Raw genomic sequence first — 17,006 nt, 5'->3', positions numbered from 1 at the left:
GATCTGAAATCCCGCTGTGCGGAATCGGAAGGAACCTAACACTCCGTTTACAACTCGATTACGTTATGGACGCGTTATCGTCGCGCGCCGGATACAGCGTTCATGCACAGGCCATGCACGAAACCGCGACGCGCACCAAGGGTGCTCTGCTTCAGTCTGGCTGCGGGCTGATGACAGACTCCAGGAGACATCCGATGAATACCCCCGGCAAACCAAGACCCACGTGGAAGCAGTGGCATGTGCTGTTGCTGGTGCTTGCCATCGCACTGTTGGTGACGCTGATCATCGTCATCGCGCCATGGTGAATCGTCGGCGTTCTGCTCAGGTACTGTGAACGCGGAAATGCGACGGGATGAAGGAGTCAGGGCGCGTTGAGGGTGGTGATGCATGCATCAATTCGTACTCACCCAATCGGCACATTCAAACCTCCACAGTGGTCCCGAAGGCAACGCACTCGCGCTGTCATTCTCCATAGACCATCGAGCACACAGGAGCGATTCCATGAGCACCCAGTCCACCATCGAACACCGCCTCAACGATCTGATCGAGATCGCCCGCGACGGAAAGTCGTTCTACGAGGAAGCTGCGACCAAGGTGAAGGATGCCGAACTGTCGGCCCTGTTCACTCGTATTGCCGGCGTCAAGGGCCGCATCGTCGCCGCACTGAGTGGCTCCGTTGCTGCCAGCGGTGGCAAGCCGGCCGAGCACGGCACCGTGGTCGGTTCGATGCAGCAGTTCTATGGCAAGGTCCGCGCTGCATTCGGCGATACCAACTATGGTTACGTGGCCGAGCTGGAAGAGTCCGAAGACCGGCTGCTTGGCGCGTTCAAGGACGTGCTGAAGGATAACGAACTGCCGCCGGCCGTGCGCCAGGAAGTCACCCAGCTTCTGCCTGAAGTGCAGGAGTGCCATAACGTGATGCGTGCTCGCAAGCACGCCATGAAGGCGGCCTGACGATCATCGGCGGCCTTCTCCCCGGGGCCGCCACGGTCGGGGCAGCGTGGCTGCCCCGGCCATCTTTGCAACCAGCGCTCCAACATCATCGCCGCGTGGTGCTACGGCCCAGCAGCAACACCGCAAGGCTGGCCAGCAGCGCGGCGATGGCCGACGTCCACAGTGCACTGGCAAATCCATGGCTGTAGATCGCCTGTGCGAAGGCGGCGGTGCGCGCATCGGCGAAGGTGCCGGTAGCGATCGCATCGGCCATGGGCAGTACGTTGCGCGCGGGAACCGCCGCGGACAGTGCGCTGCGGATGCCCAGGCTCAAGGCACTGGACAGTACGGTGAATCCGAGCAGGATGCCGACAAAGCGCGTGGTCGCGCTGATGCCGGAGGCCATGCCGGCGCGCTCGCGCGGTGCCGCGCCGATGATGGCTTTGGATGTCTCGCCATTGAGGATGCCGCCGCCGGCACCGATCACCACCATTGCGACGAGTGCCAGCCACGGCAGGTGCTGCCACGCGGCCAGTCCGGCCACGGCATTGCCCGCGGCGGTGACCGACAGCCCGATCGCCAGCACCGCCGGACTGGTCAGATGGCGACCGAGCCGCCGGCCCACGCTGGGAAACAGCAGCATCGCCGCAGCGAACGGAAGCATGCCAGCACCGGCAGCCAGTACGCTCAGGCCGATGCCGTTCTGCAGGTACTGCGGCAGCATCGATGCCATCACCTGTGCGCTGACCGAATAGCCGACCATGGCAATGAGTGCGCCGACGAAACGCGGACTGGACAGCAGCCCGAGATCGACCATGGGATGTGACCGTGCCCGTTCAACGATGACGAAGGCAACAGCCATGATGACGGCCAGGCCCAGCCCAATCAGCGCCGGGGCCGATGTCCATCCTTCTGCCAGTCCTTCCACCAGGAAGAACACGATGCCGAAGATGGCAGCGCTGAACGTGATGATGCCGGGTGGATCGAGCGGGCGGACCACGCTGTCTGACGACTCGGGTATCCAGCGCAGCGTGCCGTAGCCGAGCAGGCCCAGGAACGGCAGGATCGCGACGAACACCGCGCGCCAGCCCCAGAGTGCGGACAGCACGCCGCCGATCAGCGGTGAGAGCACCATCATCACGCCCATGGCTGTGCCCCAGAACGCCCATGCAGTGTCCTTGGCGGCCCCCTCGTGGTACGTGTGGCCGATGATCGACAGCGAGGGTGCCAGCAGAAAGGCCGCGCCAATGCCCTGCAGAGCCCGCGCCAGGTAGAGCAGGGCAGCACCGGGCGCCAGTGCACAGAGCAGAGAGGTGAGGGCGAACAGGCTGATGCCGATCAGCAGCACCCGGCGGCGGCCGTAGCGGTCGGCGACAGCGCCGGCGGGCAGCAGCAGTGAGGTGAAGGACAGGATGTAGGCACTGATCACCCACTCGATATCCGCGAATCCGGCGTGCAGGTCACGCGCGATGCTGGGCAATGCGACCGCGACGGCATTGGTCTCCAGCACGGTCATCGTGCAGCCCAGCGAGGCCACCAGCAGGACCGCGTCAGGCAGCGTGTGCCGTGCAGGCGAAGGGGGAGGAGAGGGCGGCACCGGTCACTCGCAGGAAGGGGAGGACGGCCATTCCATCAATGATCGGTGTTTGTTTCATTCTCGGTGTTTTCTGGTTACGTTAGCTTTAACCTAACGAAATGCCGCCCATGGAACGCCGTCACCTGGAGTACTTCGTGACCCTGGCCGAGGAACTGCACTTCGGTCGTGCGGCCCTGCGCTTGGGAATTGCCACTCCCACGCTGAGCGTGCAGATCCAGGACATCGAGCGTCGGCTCGGCACGCGCCTGTTCGACCGCGGCCGGCGCGAGGTGCTGCTGACCTCGGCAGGCGAGGTGTTCCTGGCGGAAGCCCGTGATGTGCTGCGCCGGTTCGAACAAGCCGAAACCCTGGGCCGGCGCGCGGGGCGGGGTGAAATCGGCAAGATCGAGATCGGCTACGTCGGCTCGGCGCTGTATGCCGGAGCATTGCAGGATCAGCTCAGCCGGTTCCGCAGCCGCTACCCGGGCGTGGAACTGCAGGTGAGCGAATGGCCGATGGGCGAGCTCCCGCAGCTGCTGCAGGAAGGACGGGTGGATGTGGTGTTCTGCCGGCCTCCGATGGATGTGCCCGACAGTTTCGGCGAACACACCCTGGTCGAAGACCAGTTCTGCGTGGCCCTGCCGGAAACCCATCCGCTGGCGCAGGCCCGGTCGCCGGTGCAGCCGGCGTCATTGGCCCGGGAGGGTTTCGTCATGCCGGAGCAGCCGGTGGGCGCAATGGAAGTCGGGCGCCGCGGCGGGTTCATTCCACGTATCCGTTCCCAGCCCGGGCATCTGGCGGCGGTGTTGGCCGAGGTGTCGGTCGGCGTTGGTTCGGTGGCGATCGTGCCATCGGTACTGCAACGCACGCTGGTGCTGCCCGGAATGATCTATCTGCCACTGGCGGGCCCCACCATCGTCTCGACCATCGCTGTGCAGTACCGGCGGGCAGAGACTTCGCCAGTGGTGCGGCGGCTGATCGAGCAGGTGAAGGATACACCGTGCAGGCGCATCGACATGTTGCCCCTGGCCTGAGCGCCGCGCGGCAGGTGGACGATTGCTACACTGGTGCCACCTGCATTCGCATTCGATGGACACCATGAACAACGGGAACGGTCCGCAGACAGTTCGCTGAGCCGCAACAACGATGCAGACGTTGTTGCGGTGATCATCCCTGCGATGCACGCGAATTGGATGGATCACCGCCGGATTCACTCTGGGCGGAGACTCCCCATGTTCAATCGACAGGCCCCGCGTTGGGCCCACCCGCTGCCATCGGCCATTGTGCTGATGGCGCCGTTCGACCTCCTGGCCTCGCTGGCCATGGACATCTATCTTCCTGTGGTGCCGGTGATGCCGCAGGCATTGCAGACATCACCGACGCTGGTGCAGCTCACATTGAGCATCTACCTGCTGGTACTTGGCCTCGGCCAGTTGCTGTTCGGCCCGTTGTCCGACCGCATCGGGCGGCGGCCGGTCCTGTTGCTGGGGGCGTTGCTGTTCGCGCTTTCGTCGTTCGCGCTCGCCATGTCCAGCAGCGGCGCAGCATTCCTGGCCTGGCGAACCGTACAGGCGGTGGGGGCGTCGGCGGCACTGGTGGCGACCTTTGCCACGGTGCGTGATGTGTATGCTGATACAGCCGAAGGCGCGTCGCTGTACGGGCTGTTTGCCTCGATGCTGGCCTTCGTGCCGGCGCTGGGACCGATCCTCGGCGCGCTGCTGGCAGGCGTCTTCGGCTGGCGCGCGATCTTCGTTCTACTCGGCGTACTGGGCATGATCGCCGGCATGCGCGCGGTACGGCATTGGCAGGAAACCCGCCCGCAGTGCCGGGACGCGTCGCGACCCGCGCTACGACGCATCCTCGGCAGCGGCGCGTTCTGGGTCTACACGCTGGGCTTCAGTGCGGGCATGGGCACGTTCTTCGTGTTCTTCTCGGTCGCGCCCCGGCTGCTGGTCGGGCGCATGCAGTACTCGCCGCTGTCGTTCAGCCTGGCCTTCGCCACGGTGGCGCTGGTGATGATCGTCACGGCGCGGATGGCGAACGTGTGCATTGCCCGCTGGAACCTGCGCGGTACCTTCCTGCGTGGTCTGTGGGTGATGGTGGCCGGGGTACTGCTGATGGCGTTGGCCGCAGCGTGGCCTCCCTCGTTCGTCGGAGTGGTGCTGCCCATGTGGGGCATCGCGGTGGGGCTGGTGATGGTGGTTTCGGTGGCTGCAAGCGGCGCGCTGCGTGATTTCGCCGATGCGTCAGGTACGGCGGTGGCCCTGTACTACGCCGTGCAGAGCCTGATCGTGGCAGGCATCGGCACGCTGGTTACCCTCGTGCTGCCCGGCGATACCGTGTGGCCGCTGGTGGCCTATGGGTTGCTGTTGCCACTTGCCAGCCTGGCAGGTGCCGCCGCGCTGCGGCATCGCGCATAACGCTGGGTGGCGGGCAAAAAGGGGGCGGCCGCAAGGCCGCCCCAACCCGTCAAGAGAGCACGTGTTTAGAAGCGCACAGACCAGCGTGCGGTGGCGCCATGGTCGCGGCTTTCACTGCCGAACTGGCCGCTGTAGCCCAGCTCCAGCTGCTGCCGCGGGGTCAGCCACGCCGCCAGGCCCAGCTCGGCTACGACGGCGTTGTCGGCAATCGGTGCGCCCTCGACTGCAAAGGTGGTGCTGCTGTTGGCGAAGGCCAGGTTGGCCACCTGGCTGCGGTCACCGAAGGCGCGGCGATAGCCCACGCCACCGCGCAGGTGCAGCCAGCTGTCCTGCTGGAACGATGCCTTCAGGCCCTTGTCGAAGCGCAGGCCAGCGGTGGCGATGGTGGTGCCGGTGTCGCCCACCTTGCCGTGCAGTGCGGCCGCGCCGCCACGCTCGTTGATCTGCTTCAGGTCCACTTCCACGCGGGCGACCTGCAGGTACGGCTCCAGCCCGCCTTCCGCATTGCCGAAGCGGTAGCCCGCTTCGATGAAGGCCTGGCGCGTACGTGCGTTGTAGCGCGCGCTGAGGCTGTCGCTGAAGCCGGCGAAGGCAACATCACGCGTGCTCTTCACTTCGTTGCGGCTCCATGCCACGCCACCACGCAGGCCGAAGCCGCCCCAGGTGTGGCTGGCATAGGCGCCGAAGTGCGTGTTGTCGATCTTCGACTTGGCACGACGCTCCTGCTGCTTCACGTCGGTGCGGCCTGTACCGGCCAGCACGCCGATCTGCCAGCCACCGAACTCGCGGTCGATGCCGACCAGCAGGCCGTTGCTGTTGGCGTCGGTGCGCGCGGTGTTGCTGTTGCCATCCAGCTTGCTGTTGCCGCCCAGTGCCTGCACCCAGGCGCCGGTGGCATCACCCGCATCGGCACCGGGTGCGGTGGCACCGGCACGACGTGACAGTGCGGCATCGCGCACATAGCGGCTGCCCTCGACCAGGGCCAGCGCCGTGGCCGGATGCAGCTCGCCGCTGAGGCCATCGAGCACGCCACCCACCTGTTGCGGGAACAGTTGGGTCAGCGGCTTGGGCAGGCCCTGGTTGATCGCCAGTCCATCGGCCACCGCCGCGGCCGCACGCTGGTTCGGCGTGGTGGCGGCGCTGGCGAGCGAGGCACCCCGGGTCACGTCGATGCGGGTGCCATTGGCGCCGTAGGCCAGGCTGAACTGCAGGAACGGCGAGAACGCGCTGAAGTCGGTTTTCGCGAACTGGCCGCTGACACCGCCGTCGGCGCGGATGAAATTGAACTGCTCGCCGAGGTAGTAGGTACCCGGCTCCGGCAGCGCGACCAGGGTGCCGCCGAGAGAGGCGGTGCCGGTTACGTGCAACTGGTCACTGCGGCCGCCCGGGGCAAGTTCGGCGGCATAGACGCCGGTTGCACCCTGCACGTAGTTGCCGTTGATGGTCAGCGTGCCGATCGAATTGCCGGGCGCGATGATGCCGTCCACACGGGTGTTGCCCAGCGTGCCGATGCCCTTCAGCAGGCCGTTGGCACCGATCGTGGTGGTGCCGCCGGTCTGCGTGCCGTTGAAGGACACCACGCCACCGTTGACCGTCAGGTTGCTGTCCTTCAGCAGGCCGCTGCTGCTGACCGTGCTCACGCCTCCAGTGGTGTTCAGGGCGGTGGAGACCAGCGAGCCGTTGAGCAGGAACTGGCCACCCTGGACTTCGACCGCTGACGTGAGTGTGTTGGTGCCGTTCAATTCCAGCGTGCCGTCCTGCAGCACTGCGCCGTTGAAGGTGTTGTCACCGCTCAGGCGCAGCCAGCCGATGCCGGACTTGGTCAGCTTGCCGGGGCCACCGATGTCGTTGGTCCAGTCGTCCCAGGCATCGCCTTCCCACACCTTCAGGCCACCGGCCTTCTGGTTCATCACCACGTTGGTGTCCACGCGCAGCGAGCCATAGCCTTCGATGGCCTTGCGCAGGTCGACCATGCCCCAGCCGTAGGTTGCGTCGATACCCGGCGCGCCGAGATCGCGGGCGGTGGTCAGCAGCACGTCGCGGACCTGGGCGTTGTCCAGATACGGGAAGCGCTCCATCAGCAGGCCAAGAGCGCCGGTGATGTGCGGCGCGGCCATCGACGTGCCGGTCTTGGTGCCATATACGTACTGGGTGTTCTCGCTGTCGATGATCAGGCGGACATAGGCGGAAGTGTTCTCGACGCGCCCCTGGATATCACCAGACACGATGGTGCTGAGAATGTCGGTGCCGGGGGCCGAGATGCACCAGTTGGCGGCAACGCCACAGATGCTGGAACTGCCATCGATCACGTAGTCGGTTTCGCCCGCAGCGGCGTTGGGCCGGCGGACGTTGGCCACGGCCAGCCAGTACGGTTCCAGTTCGGGCTTCCAGCGTGGCATCGAGGCGGTGATGCCGGCAACCGCACCGCTGCCATTGCCGGCCGACCACACCTGGATGAGGGTGGAGCTGGGGGCATCGCCATCGCTGGCGTAGATGCTGCCGTACACGCCGTAGTCGGCACCGATGTTGGCGTACTGCTGGTCCAGCGCGGCGGCGGTCATGTTGCGCGTGGAGATGCCCCAGCTGTGGTTGATGGCGCGCACGCCCTGCGCCTGGATCTGTGCATACATGTCCAGCGTGGCGGCATCGTCCGGATCGGTTCGGTAGACAGCACGCGGACGATAGTAGTTGTCCGGATCCAGGCGCCACTCGTAGTAGGTGTCGCCGAACACGCGGGCGGCGGTGAGGTCCGCACCAAAGGCCACGCCATGCATGCCGGTGCCATTGCGGTTGGCGCCGATGGTGCCAAGCACATGTGTTCCGTGATCGGCATAGCTGAAGCCATAGGGCTGGCCGGCGGCGATCAGGCGTGCCGCCAGTGCGGCCGGAACGCCGGCGCCGAGTCCGTAGTAGTTGTAGCCGGGCTGTTCGCCGCGGGTCTGCCCGCAGGCACCGGTACCTGCGACGACACCCGGCGTCGCGCAGTCGGCACCGATGGTGATGCTGGTGGTATTGCGTCCTGCAAACTCCGGATGCGCCAGCGCGGAGCCCGAGTCGAACAGCGCAAGGCGTACGCCCTTGCCGGTCAGACCGCGTGCATAGGCGTAGTCTGCGCCCATCGCACCCAGGCCCCAATCGGCGTTGAATTCATCGCTGCGCCAGCTGGCCGGATTGCCTGGGTTGCCGAGAACGGCGGTGCTGCTGGCGGCAGGTGCAGTGGCCGTGGCTGCAGGCGCCGTGCTGGAAGCGGGCTGCGCCCACGCAGCCTGCAACTGGCGCTGCTGCTGCCAGGCATCGAGTGATTCGCTGGCCATGGTCGGGAGTGCGGTGACCAGCAACAGCGAGCTGGCGACGGCAAGCGCCAGCGGGCGGTGCGACAGGGAGCGGGACGAACGGCCGTACAGCGGGTGATTCATCGGACAACTTCCTTGATTGACGGACAACAAGGCCGTTAACCCCGCAGCGCGCTGATCACCCCCAGTGGTGTGAAAGAAATTTAATGAATAGGTTAATGTTCCGTGACACGGGCGTTCACTCCATCTCCCGGAGGCCTCGCTACCGTGGCCCGGCCTGGGCTCACCAGGCTTATCAAGCAGTGATGTCGATGCGTACTTTCAGGAAAATGATCGTGGGTGCGGTGTTCGCCTTGGCCTGCAGCGGTTCGGTTGCTGTGGCTGGGCCGATTCCGCCATGCGATCTTCCCTGTTGGAAGGCTTACCAGGCGTGTCTGTCCGGTGGCGGTGATGCGATGGAATGCCAGTACGAATACGATCGTTGCATCATGGATCGCTGCGGCGCTGTGTAAGCAGTGGCAATGCAGGATTGATGACGAGCCCCGTCCCTGACGGGGCTCTTCTGTTTCAGCGCCGCCCGCTTGCAGGCCATGCACGCAGCGGCGAGGATGGGGAATCGCATCGGAGCCGCCGCACATGGCCGTCAAACGTGTCGTCGCCAACATCGCCACGCCTGACCCTGCGCATGCCGCAGCGTTCTATGGCGAGCTACTGGGCATGCCGGTGGTGATGGACCACGGCTGGATCGTCACCCATGGCGGCGAGGGTAGCGCGCTGGCGCAGGTCAGCTTTGCCACTGAAGGGGGATCCGGCACGGCGGTGCCGGATCTGTCGATAGAAGTGGACAATCTGCAACAGGTACTGGAGCGCATGCGCGCGGCCGGCATCCCGCTGGAATATGGCCCCGCCGATGAGCCCTGGGGTGTGCGCCGCTTCTTCGTCCGTGACCCGTTCGGGCGGCTGTTGAACATCCTCGCCCACATCTGAGCAGCAGAAAGCCCGTCAGCGACGTTTGGCACCGGTTGGTGGCACGCCGACCATGCGCAGGCAATCATCCACCACGGCGGCGATGAAGGCATCGGCATCCTGTGCGGGTGTGGCGATCAGGTCGTCGGTGGCGCCGTGCACGCCGGCATAGATCAACGAGGCGGTGACTTTGGGCGCTGGAAGCTGCCACAGAGCTGCGGCATTGCCTGCTTCGAGGATGCCCAGCAGTTGCTGCTGGATCGCATTGCGTTCGGCGTTGCCACGCTGGTGGTGATGATGGTTGGCGTACACCACGTCGTGCAGTGCATGGGTGTGCACATAAAGTTCGATGTTGGCGCGGATCCAGGCGCGCAGGCGCGCTACGCCATCGCTGGCCGGGTAATGCTGCACGGCGCGGTCGACGTCTTCCATGAAACGCCGGGTATAGCGCTGCGCCAGCGCCTGCAGAATCTCGGTGCGCGAGGCGAAATAGGTATAGAAGGTGCCCTTGGCAACGTCGGCTGCGGCGACAATGTCGCTGATGGTGGTGGCATCCACTCCCTTTGACAGGAACAGCGCCTGCGCGGCGTCCATCAGTTCTTCCTGGCGGGTTTCCGCAGGTTTGGTGCGTGGCCTGGCGACAGCTGTGGTCTGCATGTGGGAGGGATCCGGGTGCGACGGGAGCCATTCTAGCTGGCCTGTGGCACCGACTGACCGTCAGTCATTGACCGACGGTCAGTCAGTGGCTAGGATGCGCACACATCCTTCCCCCGGGAGCCGTACATGCGACGTTTCCAGCGGCCGGCCCTGGTGCTGGCGGCCTACCTCGGCACATTCCTCGCCTCGCTGGACATCAGCATCGTCAACGTCGCCCTGCCGACCCTGCAGCAGGCGTTGAATACCGACATGGCCGGCCTGCAGTGGGTGATCAATGCGTATGCAATCGCGCTTTCGGCGTTGATGCTGTCGGCGGGGCCGCTTGGGGACCGTTACGGTCATCGGCGGATGTGGTTGCTCAGCGTCGCCACCTTCACGCTGGGGTCGCTGCTGTGCGCCTGTGCCGGCAATCTTGCGACCCTGGTAGCCGGGCGTGCAGTGCAGGGCATCGCGGGCGCTTTGTTGATTCCCGCCGCAATGCCGATCCTCAGCCACGCGTTTCCCGACGCGCGCCAACGTGCACGTGCGATCGGTGGCTGGTCGGCGTTCAGTGCGCTGGCCCTGGTGCTTGGCCCGCTGCTGGGAGGCGTGCTGGTACAGCGCGTCGGATGGCCCAGCATCTTCCTGATCAACCTGCCGCTGGGCCTGCTCGCGCTGGCGCTGGGCGCCTGGGGAATTCCGGAGCGGCGGCATCCGCAGCACGCTGCGCTGGACCCTGCCGGGCAGCTGCTCAGCATCGTCGCGCTGGGTGCGCTGAGCTATGGCCTGATCGCGATCGGCGCGCATGGCCTGCTTGCCCCGGTGACGCTGCTGGCGCTGGGCGTGGCAGCTGCCGGGTTGATCCTGTTCGGCATCGTCGAACGCCGGGTGGCACGCCCATTGCTGCCGCTGGACCTGTTTGCCGACCGCCGCTTCGGCATGTTCAACCTGGCCTCGTTCGTCCTGGGCTTCACTGCCTATGCCAGCCTGTTCTTCCTGTCGCTGTTCTTCCAGCAGGCGCAGGGGCACAACGCTGCGCTGGCAGGCTCCCAGTTGGCCCCGCAGTTCCTGTTGATGGGTGCCGTCTCGCTGTTGTTCGGGCGTCTGGTCGCCCACCTCGGGCTGCACGCCGCGCTGGTGCTGGGCTACGCCCTGGCTGGGGTGGCGCTGTGCGCGATGGCCACGTTCGAACCGGCTACTTCGCACGCTTGTTCCAGTGCTGTGCTGGTGCTGCTTGGCATTGGAATGGGGCTGGCAGTGCCGGCGACCGGCATGGCGGTCATGGCCATCGCGCCGGTCGAGCGCGCGGGTATCGCCTCAGCCACGATGAACGCGTTACGTCAGGCAGGCATGAGCCTGGGCATCGCGCTGCTGGGCAGCCTGATGGGCCAGCGCGCCGTGCAGCAGTTCGCCGCGTCCGCGCAGGCGGCCGGGCAGCGGGGGCTGGTGGCACAGGCGCGCGAACTGATCCTGCAACCGGGCTCGATGCACGCCACGCCGCAGATGCTGACGTGGTATCGCAGTGCGATGGCCAGTGGTTTCGGATGGGCGATGGCTGTGGCCGGTGCGCTGGCCCTGCTTGCGGCGCTCGGGCTGTATCGGCAGCGCGCACCGGCCTGACGCGCTGCATTCAGCCCTGCTGGCGTTGCGGACCCGCTGCCGTGCGTTCGATCTCCTGAGGCTGTTGTTGCTGCTGGCGCGCATTGGCGTGGCGAGCGTGTCCACCTTCACGACCGATCTCGGCCATGTGCTGGCGGTTGCGGCTGATCGCCTCGCCGCCCTTGCGGCCCGCGACACGTGCCTCGGCCGGACTGAATTCATGTGCGTTGCCGGAGGCATGTGCGGCGCGCCCGCCCTTGGCAGCGATCGCGCGCTGCTTTTCCTGGTCCATTGATGCAAAGCCCCGGTTGGAGCTGCGCGGATTCTGCTCAGTCATGTGAAATCTCCTGCGGTGTGGGCGTCGCCTTCGTAGACGACGGCATCCATGCTTGGCCATCGCACGCTAAGTCCAGGTCGCCATCATGGCCACGATTTTCACGCGCCCTGCGCACGGGGCTGATCACGCAGCCATTCAGTCAGGTGCTGCCTTCGCTGCCGCCAGTGCCATGCCACTGACCACCGACGCGATCGTCTCTACGTCTGCCAAGGGAGCTCCCTGGTTCAGTCGCGCCTGCAGAGCCCCATGGGAGACGGCGAAGACGATCGCTTGGCCGAGCAGGGCGTGGGTACGCAGCACCGTCTCGACACTGGATGGTTCGCTGCCGCGCAGGCACGCTACGCACGCGGCCAGCGTGGTGTGCAAGGGTTCGAACAGCGTACGGTGGGCGCTGGCGAACGCGGCCGTCGGTTGGATCTGTTCGCGCGCCAACAGCAGCGTGCGTGGACCCGCATCCGGCGCCGACAGCAAGGCTTGGACGAATGCCCGCATCAACTGCTGCAGCTGCTGCGCGGCCTGCCGCGCGCCGTTGGGTGGCGTTGCCGGCAGCGGCAATCGTTCGGCAATGGCTTGAGCGCAGCGCTGCAGCACGGCGGCATACAGTTCCTGCTTGCCACCGAAATGATAGGGAATGGCTGACTGGCTGCAGCCGGCCATGTCCACCAGCTGGCGGGTACGCACACCCTCCACGCCGAACGCGCTGAACAGCTGCAGCCCCGCGTGCAGCAGTCGGCCTCGGGTCTGCCCGCTGCGCGTCTCGGCCGCGCGCCGTCGTGCCGGTGTCTGCAGATGGGCGATGAACTCAGGCATCGGCCTGCATCAGCCGTGTCGAGTTTTCATTGAGCGCGGTACCCGCGTCCGCGCCGACGATGACCGTACCGCCGATGTTGGCCATGTGCCGGCCGAATGCACAGTTCGGTTCGAAGGCGAAGCACATGCCGGCCTGCAGGGGCAGTTCGCGCCCGACAGTCGGCAGCGGCGCGATGTGCGCATAGCGCGCGGCCTCCGGCAGCGCTTCGATGCCCGGTGCACGGCCGAAGCCAATCGGTCCATAGGGGTTGAGGCTGTGGACCAACGGATGCACGTGCCAGCCGCCCGCCTCCAGCAGGGGCGCTTCCATCGCGTCGACGACATCGCCGAAGGTATTGCCCACGCGCAGTGCGGACAGGCCTGCTTCGTAGCTGCTGCGGGCGACGGCAGCGGCGCGATGGATGTCGTCGTGCACCTCGCCAATGGCAACCGCGGCCTGATGCTGGGTTTCCATCAGCCCGTACAGTGCGAAGATCTCCGACAGCACCAGGTCACCATCGCGCAGAATGCGCGGCGGCTGCGCACGATACTGCCAGGCGGGTGGTCCCCAGCCCACATACTCGGGACCCGAGCCGAGCAACACCTCGGCGGTATAGCCCCCCAGCGAGAAACAGGCGGCGGTCACTGCGGCAACCAGTTCGGCTTCCGAAACACCGGGGCGAGCAGTGGCACGCAGCGCCTCGCTCATGGATTCACCGATCCAGGCGGCATGCGCAATCAGCGCCAGTTCCTCCTGGCTCTTTACCGAGGCGCGCTGGAAGAACGCACGATATACCGGTACGAATTCCGCGTTCGGCACCGCCGCCTGCATGCCCTGCAGGGTGCGCGCGGGCATCGCGCCGTCGAAGTAGAACGGTGGATAGGGCTCCAGCCCCAGCACGCCGATACGTGCCGTGTGCAGGCCACATTGCTGCAGCCAGCGGCCAACCTCCAGACCGGATTTTCCAACCCACAGCTGTTCGGGTGCGATCCACTGCAGGTCGCCGCGCAGGCAGGCCTGCAGGTGGTCGGCAATCATCAGCGAGGCAAAGGTGAACACCCGTGGCGGCTGGTCGCCGACGAACACCACGATCGAGCCGGGCCGGTCATTGGTGAAGTAGCAGTCCGGCGAGAACCCGGCCGGTGCGGCGGCTTCCCGGTCGCCATGCACAACCAGGGCATCGAGCCGTTCACTGGCCATGAGGTCGCGGGCCAGGGCCCAGCGTCGGTCGCGTTCCATCAGGCTGAGCGGTGCGGGCGGCGTGCGCATGAGGAGTATTCCAGGGGAAGGAGCGCGCAGGCTCGATCACGCAGTTGAATGAATCAACCGCTTGAATCGGCATTGCACGTGCGCTGCTGCGGGGGCAGCTGAAGTCGGCGATTGCGCAGCGTTGTCGGTGATCATGATGGGGCCACCGTTGCTGTTGATAGGATGCGCAACAACGCCACTCGCCTGGCCACGACAGGGACGTAGAACATGAACAGGATTGGATTGATCGCAGTGCTGGCCTGTACCGCTCCGGTCCATGCAGCCAGCCCCCTGTTGTCCGGCAGCTTCGTCCACGTTGGCTACTCGGGCAGCGACGAACAACTGCCGGCCGCGCAGTTGCCGCTGTTCCTGGATGAACTGCAGGACCTGGGCAACGACACGATCATCCTCGGTCAGGTGCGTGCCACCCGTGCCGGCGTCGGCTGCGCCAGCGGCGTGCAGGATTTCGAATGGATTGCCGGCTTTCCCGGCAAGCTCGGCACCGTGCTCGATGCGGCGGCCGCGCGCGGCATGAAGGTCGTGGTCGGCACCACCTACAGCTCGGGGCAGTGCGCCACCTTCTGGCAGGGGCAGAACGCAACGGCCGTGGCACAGGATGCGGCGCAGTCGCTGGCCCAGCTGGGCCAACAGTACGGATCGCATCCGGCGTTCGCTGGCTGGTACATCACCGACGAGCCAGCACAGGTGCCGGCTGATCGCGCGCCGTTCTACCGTGCGATCGTGACGGCGCTCAAAGGCAGTACACCCTCGCGGCCGGTGATGGTGGCCCCCTACCTGGCGTCATCCAGCGTGGATCCGGCCAGCGTGGGCCGGGCTGCTGCACAGTTCCGTACGGCCACCGGCGTGGATGTGCAGATCTGGCAGGACGGCCTCGGCGCCGCCTCGCATGCACGCCTGTTCCAGTGGGATCGCCCAGGTCATTCCACCGAGGCGTATTACGAGGCGCTGTCGGCGGCGCTGGGGGCCAGCGGCCTGTGGGCCGACATCGAACTGTTCAACCATGGCAGTCCCTTGTTCCTGGAAACCGGCAACGGATTGTCCGGTGCCTATCGCTCCGCGTCGGTGCAGCGCATCAACCAGCAGTTGTGGAGCGCGCGTTCGGCCGGCAAGCGCGTTGCCTGGCTCAACCAGTACCACATGTCCGAGGTGGTCGGCCCCGGCCAGGGCTATGCCGAATCTCCGCGGTTGATGAACACCTATCGCGGGCTGTATGGGCTCGGTGCGTCCTACAGTGTCGATCCGGTGCAGACCACCTACAGCTACAGCGTGGCGCCGGATGCAAACTATCCCGACAGCACCGGGCATGAACTGTTTGATCGCCGGGTGGGGGATCCGCGCAACCCGATGGATGCCGGCTGGGTAGGCGTGCATGGCAACGCCAGCATCACCATCGACCTGGGCCAGCGCCGGCGGGTGGACTGGATCGGCCTGCATACGATGACCCGCCCGGCGTGGGGCATCGTCACGCCGACAGCCGTGGAGGTGATGTGTGCCGAGCCGGGCGCCGCTGCGGTGAAGATCGGTGTGCTGTCGGCGCCATTCCCCCAGGCCGGACTGAGCGGTTCGACCGAAGAGGAATACGTGCTGGGCAACGCCGCGCCGCTGGCCGCGCAGTGCCGCACGCTGGAGCTGCGGTTGGCCAATGGCAGCTGGACGTTCCTCAGTGAAATCGAGATGGCGGCCGAGCAGTAAGCGCCTCAGCGTTGGGGCGTGCCACGCAGTCGCTGCGCGAACGGCCGCTGTTCAAGCGCCTGCAGTGCCTCGCGCAGCACCTGCTCCAATGACTGTCCAAGATCGGCATCGAGGCTGCGCGCCGCGCGTGCCGTGGCCTGCCACTGCGCCTGCAGCGCCGGCAACGCCTGCAACGCGCGCGGGCTCAGCTGCAGGATGCGCTCGCGGCTGTCTTCACCGACCGCAGCGTGCAGCCAGCCGTCGCGCACCATTGCTGAAACCGTCTGGCTGAGCGCCGAATGGCTGAGCCCGCAGGCCAGTGCGAGATCCTTGATGCGGCAGGGTCCCTGCGCCATCAGCGTGCGCAGCACCGGGGTGTAGCGCGGCCGGTAGTCCAGCTTCAGGTCGCGGTAGGCCTGCTCGACCGCCGGGTCCAGCTGGTCGAGCAGGGCCCGCAGCAGTGTTCCCAGGGTGGCATGTTGGAGATCCATGGTGGCGATGATATATAAGCACTTACATATCATCAACGTGGGGTGCGGTCATGGCGGTTTCGTGGATGCTGGGTGCGCTGCTGGCGGCGTCCTGCCCGGCCCAGGACGCGGTGCTGCAGGCGGCGGCCACGGCGATACAGGCGCAGTACCTGGACGTGGCCGAAGGCGCGCACATTGCCGAGGCCGTGCGCGGCTGGTCCACCCAGCAGCGCTATGTGGACAGCTGCGCGGACCCCAAGGCGTTCAGCGCACGCTTGAACCAGGATCTGGACGTGTTCGATGGCCACTTCCATGTCGAGCGGGTGGATGCCCGCGCCGGCCAGGACGACTGGCTGATGGCCTGGCGCGCGGATGCGCGCAGCAATGGTGCGGGCGTGCGCGAGGTGCGGGTGCTGGAAGGCAACATCGGTTACCTGCGCCTGAGCACCTTCTATCCGCTCGATCTGGCCCGGCCGAAGCTGGCCGCGGCCTTCACCCTGCTGGCCGACACCGATGGCCTGGTGCTGGACCTGCGCCAGAACGGAGGTGGCGATGACGGCAGTGCGGACCTGCTGGTGCGGACCCTGCTGGCGGCGGAGATCACCCAGGTGCAGTCACTGCAACGCCGTGGCCAGCGCAGTCCAGTACCGTTGCCACCGGCGAGCCTGGGGCTGTACCTGAAGCCGCTGGTGGTGCTGATCGACCGCCGCACCGGGTCGGCCGCCGAATTCGTCGCGTACTCGCTGCAGGCGCAGGGGCGGGCACGTGTCGTTGGTAGTCGAAGTGGCGGCGCGGCACATATGTTCGATGATCCTGTGCTGCTGCCGGATGGCTATCAGATCAGCATTCCCGACCGGCAGCCGATCAACCTCCGTACCGGAACCAACTGGGAACGCACCGGCGTCACGCCTGACGCAGCAGGCGGTGACGATCCGCTGTTCGTCGCCCGCCAGCTGCTGGCCCGATCGGTATCGCCAGAATGAACGCACAATTGCAACCGTGCCCTATCGCAGACGACATGCGGCGTGCCTAGAATCGAAACATCC

General features: G+C 66.2%; 15 protein-coding genes. 8 read left to right on the top strand and 7 right to left on the bottom strand.

What is annotated here, in order from left to right:
- The first annotated feature begins 501 nt into the window (after nt 1–501).
- Nucleotides 502–954: a PA2169 family four-helix-bundle protein gene (locus ACZK13_RS18545; protein ID WP_005419568.1), complete on the top strand. Its 453-nt coding sequence runs from the start codon at nt 502–504 to the stop codon at nt 952–954.
- Nucleotides 955–1,039: 85 nt separating this feature from the next.
- Here the strand turns inward: ACZK13_RS18545 and ACZK13_RS18540 are convergent, their stop codons facing one another.
- A complete protein-coding gene (locus tag ACZK13_RS18540) occupies nt 1,040–2,530 on the bottom strand; it encodes an MFS transporter (protein ID WP_253143461.1) in 1,491 nt (496 codons plus the stop codon).
- Between the two features lie 107 nt (nt 2,531–2,637).
- Here ACZK13_RS18540 and ACZK13_RS18535 point away from each other — a divergent pair, with 107 nt between their 5' ends.
- Nucleotides 2,638–3,543 carry a LysR family transcriptional regulator gene (locus tag ACZK13_RS18535; RefSeq protein WP_180837313.1) on the top strand — a complete coding sequence of 302 codons (906 nt, stop codon included), beginning with the start codon at nt 2,638–2,640 and terminating at the stop codon, nt 3,541–3,543.
- Between the two features lie 198 nt (nt 3,544–3,741).
- A complete protein-coding gene (gene cml, locus ACZK13_RS18530) occupies nt 3,742–4,929 on the top strand; it encodes a CmlA/FloR family chloramphenicol efflux MFS transporter (RefSeq protein ID WP_253143460.1) in 1,188 nt (395 codons plus the stop codon).
- A gap of 65 nt (nt 4,930–4,994) precedes the next feature.
- Here cml and ACZK13_RS18525 read toward each other — a convergent pair whose 3' ends face one another.
- On the bottom strand, nt 4,995–8,345 hold the full coding sequence (locus tag ACZK13_RS18525) for an autotransporter domain-containing protein (protein WP_253143459.1): 3,351 nt from the start codon (nt 8,343–8,345) through the stop codon (nt 4,995–4,997).
- Nucleotides 8,346–8,533: 188 nt separating this feature from the next.
- Here ACZK13_RS18525 and ACZK13_RS18520 point away from each other — a divergent pair, with 188 nt between their 5' ends.
- Together ACZK13_RS18520 and ACZK13_RS18515 are read left to right on the top strand one after the other, a co-directional pair.
- On the top strand, nt 8,534–8,734 hold the full coding sequence (locus ACZK13_RS18520; protein WP_317618051.1) for a hypothetical protein: 201 nt from the start codon (nt 8,534–8,536) through the stop codon (nt 8,732–8,734).
- Between the two features lie 124 nt (nt 8,735–8,858).
- A complete protein-coding gene (locus ACZK13_RS18515; RefSeq protein ID WP_253143458.1) occupies nt 8,859–9,209 on the top strand; it encodes a VOC family protein in 351 nt (116 codons plus the stop codon).
- Between the two features lie 15 nt (nt 9,210–9,224).
- Here the strand turns inward: ACZK13_RS18515 and ACZK13_RS18510 are convergent, their stop codons facing one another.
- On the bottom strand, nt 9,225–9,845 hold the full coding sequence (locus tag ACZK13_RS18510) for a TetR/AcrR family transcriptional regulator (protein ID WP_478482049.1): 621 nt from the start codon (nt 9,843–9,845) through the stop codon (nt 9,225–9,227).
- Nucleotides 9,846–9,971: 126 nt separating this feature from the next.
- Here ACZK13_RS18510 and ACZK13_RS18505 point away from each other — a divergent pair, with 126 nt between their 5' ends.
- Nucleotides 9,972–11,444 carry an MFS transporter gene (locus ACZK13_RS18505; protein ID WP_253143456.1) on the top strand — a complete coding sequence of 491 codons (1,473 nt, stop codon included), beginning with the start codon at nt 9,972–9,974 and terminating at the stop codon, nt 11,442–11,444.
- A 10-nt stretch (nt 11,445–11,454) separates the two neighbouring features.
- Here ACZK13_RS18505 and ACZK13_RS18500 read toward each other — a convergent pair whose 3' ends face one another.
- From ACZK13_RS18500 to ACZK13_RS18490, 3 genes are all read right to left on the bottom strand, one after another.
- Entirely contained in the window at nt 11,455–11,760 is a 306-nt protein-coding gene (locus ACZK13_RS18500; protein WP_032128582.1) for a KGG domain-containing protein, read from the bottom strand.
- 135 nt (nt 11,761–11,895) lie between these two features.
- Nucleotides 11,896–12,570: a CerR family C-terminal domain-containing protein gene (locus tag ACZK13_RS18495; RefSeq protein ID WP_253143455.1), complete on the bottom strand. Its 675-nt coding sequence runs from the start codon at nt 12,568–12,570 to the stop codon at nt 11,896–11,898.
- Nucleotides 12,563–13,819 (bottom strand): M24 family metallopeptidase, encoded by a 1,257-nt coding sequence (locus ACZK13_RS18490; RefSeq protein WP_049423757.1) that lies wholly within the window; start codon nt 13,817–13,819, stop codon nt 12,563–12,565. The genes ACZK13_RS18495 and ACZK13_RS18490 overlap by 8 nt, the downstream gene beginning before the upstream one ends.
- Nucleotides 13,820–14,026: 207 nt before the next feature.
- On the opposite strand from ACZK13_RS18490, the gene ACZK13_RS18485 reads away from it, so the two are divergent.
- Nucleotides 14,027–15,511 (top strand): DUF4434 domain-containing protein, encoded by a 1,485-nt coding sequence (locus ACZK13_RS18485; protein ID WP_253143454.1) that lies wholly within the window; start codon nt 14,027–14,029, stop codon nt 15,509–15,511.
- Between the two features lie 5 nt (nt 15,512–15,516).
- On the opposite strand, the gene ACZK13_RS18480 is transcribed toward ACZK13_RS18485, so the two are convergent.
- Nucleotides 15,517–15,981 (bottom strand): MarR family winged helix-turn-helix transcriptional regulator, encoded by a 465-nt coding sequence (locus tag ACZK13_RS18480; protein WP_049423760.1) that lies wholly within the window; start codon nt 15,979–15,981, stop codon nt 15,517–15,519.
- A 50-nt stretch (nt 15,982–16,031) separates the two neighbouring features.
- Here ACZK13_RS18480 and ACZK13_RS18475 point away from each other — a divergent pair, with 50 nt between their 5' ends.
- Nucleotides 16,032–16,943: a S41 family peptidase gene (locus ACZK13_RS18475; protein WP_253143453.1), complete on the top strand. Its 912-nt coding sequence runs from the start codon at nt 16,032–16,034 to the stop codon at nt 16,941–16,943.
- Nucleotides 16,944–17,006: the final 63 nt, after the last annotated feature.

The organism is Stenotrophomonas sp. 99219_Sma, assembly GCF_056480785.1.
The sequence above is the reverse complement of the archived record's forward strand: the minus strand, read 5'-3'. Positions and strand labels throughout refer to the sequence as shown.